Source organism: Domibacillus sp. 8LH (assembly GCF_038806185.1).
In the GTDB taxonomy this organism is placed as follows: Bacteria; Bacillota; Bacilli; order Bacillales; family Domibacillaceae; genus Domibacillus; species Domibacillus indicus_A.
On the sequence record NZ_JAVJNG010000119.1, the window covers coordinates 1 to 276 of the forward strand.

The 276-nt window shown below is 41.3% G+C and carries 1 protein-coding gene; it reads right to left on the reverse strand.

Annotated elements, in window-relative coordinates; genetic code table 11:
* The coding region (locus tag RG959_RS24065; RefSeq protein ID WP_342799295.1) for a SpoVR family protein at nt 1-276 on the reverse strand (276 nt) is incomplete at both ends.

Genomic DNA, 276 nt, shown 5'->3' on the forward strand with positions numbered 1-276 from the left:
GAATACGCTGGTGCCAGTACGAAGCCCAGCCTTCGTTCATGATCTTTGTTTCCAGCTGTGGCCAAAAATAAAGCATTTCCTCACGCATCATAGTTAAAATATCGCGTTGCCAATCCTCTAGCTCCGTGCTGTACTCTTCAATAAATAATAGTAAATCTTTTTCTGGATGTGGCGGGAACTTTTTCCGCTTTTTCACAAACCGTTTTCCTTTGTCTGTTGTTTTATCCAAATCCCAAAGGTCATCATAAGCCGTTTTTGCTTTGTACGGTTCTTCTT